Source organism: Alicyclobacillus herbarius DSM 13609 (genome assembly GCF_000430585.1).
Classification (GTDB): domain Bacteria; phylum Bacillota; class Bacilli; order Alicyclobacillales; family Alicyclobacillaceae; genus Alicyclobacillus_G; species Alicyclobacillus_G herbarius.
This window is the reverse complement of the sequence record NZ_AUMH01000047.1, coordinates 1-4618: the sequence shown is the minus strand read 5'-3', so window position 1 is coordinate 4618 and position 4618 is coordinate 1. Positions and strand designations below refer to the sequence as shown.

5 protein-coding genes are annotated in these 4618 nt (G+C 49.1%); all 5 read right to left on the bottom strand.

Translation table 11 applies throughout. From position 1 onward, the window contains the following. Positions 1 to 210, bottom strand: a 210-nt coding sequence (locus H522_RS20045; RefSeq protein ID WP_035454522.1) for a DUF4277 domain-containing protein, incomplete at its 3' end; no start/stop codon positions are given. Between the two features lie 85 nt (positions 211 to 295). Then, a complete protein-coding gene (locus H522_RS21310; RefSeq protein WP_211230702.1) occupies positions 296 to 469 on the bottom strand; it encodes a hypothetical protein in 174 nt (57 codons plus the stop codon). Further along, positions 466 to 1710 carry an IS21 family transposase gene (gene istA, locus H522_RS0116230; protein WP_026963121.1) on the bottom strand — a complete coding sequence of 415 codons (1245 nt, stop codon included), beginning with the start codon at positions 1708 to 1710 and terminating at the stop codon, positions 466 to 468. The genes H522_RS21310 and istA overlap by 4 nt, the downstream gene beginning before the upstream one ends. A gap of 1097 nt (positions 1711 to 2807) precedes the next feature. After that, the gene (locus tag H522_RS21675; RefSeq protein WP_155836520.1) at positions 2808 to 3659 is read right to left on the bottom strand and encodes a hypothetical protein; all 852 of its coding nucleotides are present in this window, start codon (positions 3657 to 3659) and stop codon (positions 2808 to 2810) included. A gap of 717 nt (positions 3660 to 4376) precedes the next feature. Next, a partial coding sequence (locus tag H522_RS20040; RefSeq protein ID WP_035454520.1) for an integrase core domain-containing protein occupies positions 4377 to 4618 on the bottom strand: 242 nt, incomplete at its 5' end.

Sequence of the window (4618 nt, the reverse complement as noted above, 5' to 3'; positions counted from 1 at the left end):
TTCATAGAAACGTTGTACCCGATAGAGGGCTTTTCTGTCCGTCAGAATATTGATGAGAAGGGCTTTAATCCGTACCCCGACCGAAACACGGCAGTCTTCGGGTTTGACTGGAACAATCGCATCAATACGCTCCACCCATTTCAATCGCCGTATGAGTTCAGCGAATACGGGAGCTGCTTCAACCTGAAATTGCGATATGGGTTCAATCAACTGGAAATCCTCCGTGCCATGTTGCGATGGATGAAAGATTTCGCTGTGAACCCCCGTAAACCCTTTGGAAAATTACTGAACCACCCTATATCAGGCGCGGAATCTGTGCTGCGTCCAACAGACGGTTAAGAAATTCGGCGTATGTGGCTTCTCGGCTGGCCGCCCACTCCACGCTTGCAGGCAATAGCGCAGCCGCTCGTTTGAGCCCTAACTCCAACAGTGACTCTTCCGCCTTGGCAAGGATCAGTGCGTCCGTCACTGCACTCGACCTCCCAATGCAATTTTCTCGTAGACCGCCAACTCTCGCTGCTCAACGTCCGGCCCAATCTGAAACCCTGGTACTTTGCTGCGCTTGTTTCCAGGTGTTCCGTGCGGAATCCCCTTAACATGCTCGGGATTCGTGGATACCAGATGCTTGCCTGGAAGCACGACATGCTCTGCAATCACCTGGCCACCGTACTCCACCTGCAGGTGACCGGTCTCAAACTCACGCACGAGGACTGACTGCCCCACATACTGCCACGGTACCGAGTACAAGTTGGTATTCCAGGAGATACGGCAGTCGTTGAGAACCTTACGCAGGCCGGTTTGTGCTAGTATGTAGCGATTCGGTGGCAGGGGTTGCAGGGTCTCCGCCTGAAAGCGCACCTGCGGTTGCTCTCGAGTGGTTCCATGGATCCGTACGTTTGCGACGGTATCGCGCCAAACAGCAGCCTGCCGATTTAAGTCGTCGAGATCCACGAACGAGACCGGCCAAAAACTCTGCCGAATGTAGCCGATCGGCCGTTCAATCTTCCCCTTGGTACGGCTCCGGTACGGTTTGCAGGCCTTCGGCACAAACCCGTAATATTTTGCAAAGTCCACATATGCCGGTTGCCAGTCAACCTGTCCACGTCCGTCATTGGACACGACAAGCGGTGAGCAATTGTCGCTGAGAACGGTTTGCGGGACGCCGCTAAAGAACTCCAACGCATTCCGTAGAGCCCGCAGAATATGCAACTGGTCCGCTGCTTTGATAAACTCCAGGTAGAGCATACGGGAGTAGGCTAGTACCATGGCGAAGCACCACACTGTACGCCGGTTTCCCTGCGTGTCACAGTAAGGAAACGCACCCAGGTCGATTTGAGCCTGCTGTCCTGGTGGCGTTTCAAACCGCACGGTTGCCTTGGCAGAGACAACCGGGCGAAGGGGACGCATGAATTCGCGCAGGACGGTGATTCCGCCGGTATAGCCCTGCTCCCGGATCTCTCGGAAGATCCTCTCGGCGTTCAAGACTCCGATACGCATACGCTGCTCGATGTAGGACTTGAAGGGTTCCAGCTTGTATCCCTTGACCTTTCTCCCTCGATTGCGTTTCTCCATGCCCGTTTGCTCCTGTTCTTGCTCACGGATCGCCTTGCGAATCGTTTTGCGGTCATGTCCAAATCTTCGAGAGAGCTCCGAAATGCTTACGCCCTCCTCATACAGCTTTCTAATTTCCAATTTCTCACTCTCCCTCATGTCTGGCACCTCCCACCATGTGGTGAACGGTGCCTGATTTTCGACATAGGGTGGGGAATTCATCCCGATGATTTTGGGGAATTTAGTCCGCTGTTTTTGGGGAATCACAACGCGCTGTTATTGGGGATTTTACATCCGCTGTTGACAGGGGCCGCCCGAAACTTCGGTCACTTCTGTTCCGTGCCGTAATACCACTACTGGCAAAGAATGCGGAGTTCCAAGAGCTCCACAGATACTACACTCAGAGGTCGCAGAACCCGCTAAAGCGGATGCAGTCCGCCATTGCACTAAGCTGCCGGTTGATTCGAGTTCTTTTCGCACTGGGACGTAAACAAGTTCCATACGACCCGGTGAAGGTACTTGGACCCGTACACATGGAACGTATACAGAACGCTGCTTAAGGAGTTTCGAGTTGCCGCTGTCTAGCCATTATGCAGTAAGATCAACCGACAAACGAAGCACGGATCAGCCGGTACGAGCGTTTTTATGAGGGCCACGACCCTGGAATGCAGCAGAACACGGCATCCACCCTTTGACAGGCAGAACGATGGAATTTCACGGGCTCAACTGAGACCCTGGGAGACATGAGAGGGTAAGCCACAAAGGTGAATGTGGACATCCAATGTGCGACCATATTTTAGAAAAAGGGGCATAGCCTCTGTTTCCGTACACCCATGTATCCGATCCAGGCGTCACACCCGTATCTTCCACACAATCTGTTTGTAGAGTCAAACGAGAAATACTGCGAATGAGCTAGAATGAGGGAGAAAACGAAAGATCTTAGAGAGAGAAAAACGTGGCGTTCAAATATAAACCTATCCCGTATATGTATGCAGATTCCGTAGGTAGTGTTATGTCAATAGCGGGCAGTTTAGTGACAGATGCCACGATTAGCTGTGTGATTGGAGGTCAAAACAAGCGATTCTAAGTTAGAAATTCCTCTATCTTGTCAATCCAAACCGCCTCCGGCGGCTTGTTTACGTATTACATATCGAGGATTATGGAAGAAAGGAACTCGTGAACTTGGATTCTATCAGGCCGAAGAAACCGGCAATTCAAAAGACCTTATATTCCTTTCAAATCTGGTAGTATCGTTTTTAAGCATATGGTCTCATTGACGTTGCCATTTGCAATGCGGTGAAAATGAAGTCTTGGCAAGGTGGTTGTGTTTCGATTGTATAGTAAGCAATCCGATTCGGTGTCACCTTCTCATCCCATGTAACTTTAGCCCAGTTTGCTTTTGACTGCAAATTGACGCTCACAATGCCATACCGATACGGCTTTGGTAAAGAGGCAGCGTTAAATCCCGAGATAATTTCATTGGCAACTTTCACATCGGTAGCCAGAGAGGTGGTCGAAGCGACTGAGACTTCAAAGTGATACCTGTTTTCCTGCCAAGTAAGTTCCGTGTAACTCGGAAAAAGACCATGGTTACGATTTACCAAAATATTCCGATAAGTTGTTGCCTGAATACCTTTGTTAAGCATTACCTTGCCCACTACAAGGTGATAATCTGTGCTACCTGATGCTCGGACCGGTATTGTGTATCCGCCTAATATTTCAAATGTCTGTAACGTATCCTTAACCGACCCAGGCAACCCTACAGCTTGAGCTATCCAAGACGTTGATACTGTGGTTCCGTTTGTTTGCTGTATTGTCGTACTTGGAAAGAAAGACAGGTGATACTGGTTGGACACGATGCCTCCTCGAACAGAGACAGTACCACTCGATGGCTTTGGGATGATGGTAGGGACGTACAATGGCACTAGCGAATAAGAACGTAGCGATTTCATCCCGTCTCTTACAAGCTGAGGGAAATCCGCCTTTTTCCCTGAACCGCCACTCGCCACGATTGATTTCGAGTTGATAGCACGAGTGTTGATTCCACATCCTACCACACCGACGGTTGCTATAGTAAGAACAATCCCGACCGAAACTATTTTTTTCAAGTTTCGTCCTTCCCTCTCGGCTTAGGCTCAGATATTTATAGATCCGCCCTGGAGCATACCACATGGTGCTCAATCAACTTATGCGTTTGAGAAAGAGACCGTAGCGTTTACGCATACACGCAGTATCATTGCTGTTGTATTTAATACCAATTATCCTTCTCTCAACTGGACCACAATTATCGCCTCTCCACTCTCGGAATTTGTTGTGGAGTACTCTATGTACTCTATTCCAAGTTCTATAGTATATCTCACTTTATGTATTCTGTTGCCAATGTCTCTATATTTAATAATACATTTCAGTGGAGGGAACTCCCGTTCGATATTTCCTATGAAGGATGCCATGAATAGGGCCACGTAGCCGTATGGCAATGGAACGGGAGTCGATTGACTTTGTACGGAAACGGGCAACATGTACGTTGTATAGAACCTGTTATCATTCTTTAAATTCACCACTGAACTTTGCCGCTTTCCCTCTATGATTAAGCGACGGTTCTTTTCGTAGGTAATTCCAAATGGGGAATCACTGGTAGACGTACATACTGAAAGAGCCTGCTCGATATCGTATATCCATTCTATTGATACGTTTTTTGCCGTCCCCAAACCTATGTTATAAGCATCAAGATGGGGTGGCACTCGTATTGAACCCGCCTTTGTCAAGACAGATGGGATGGCCTTTAAGAGAGAGATAATAGACTTACAATTCAGATAAAAATCGTCTCACGCTGCGTTCTGTTGCATTTTCCAATTTCTGAATTCCAACGGTGAGCGATAACCTAGTGCGGAATGCGGTCGGTCCGTGTTGTAAAAGTGAATGTACGACTCAATCGCCGCTTTCGCCTCGGCCAAGCTGCTGTATTCCTGCAGCCAGACCTCCTCCTCCTTCAGCGACCGGAAAAATCGCTCGATGTATCCGTCAGCATCGGGGTTGTTGTACCCCGTTCGCTCGTGGTTGATTTGGC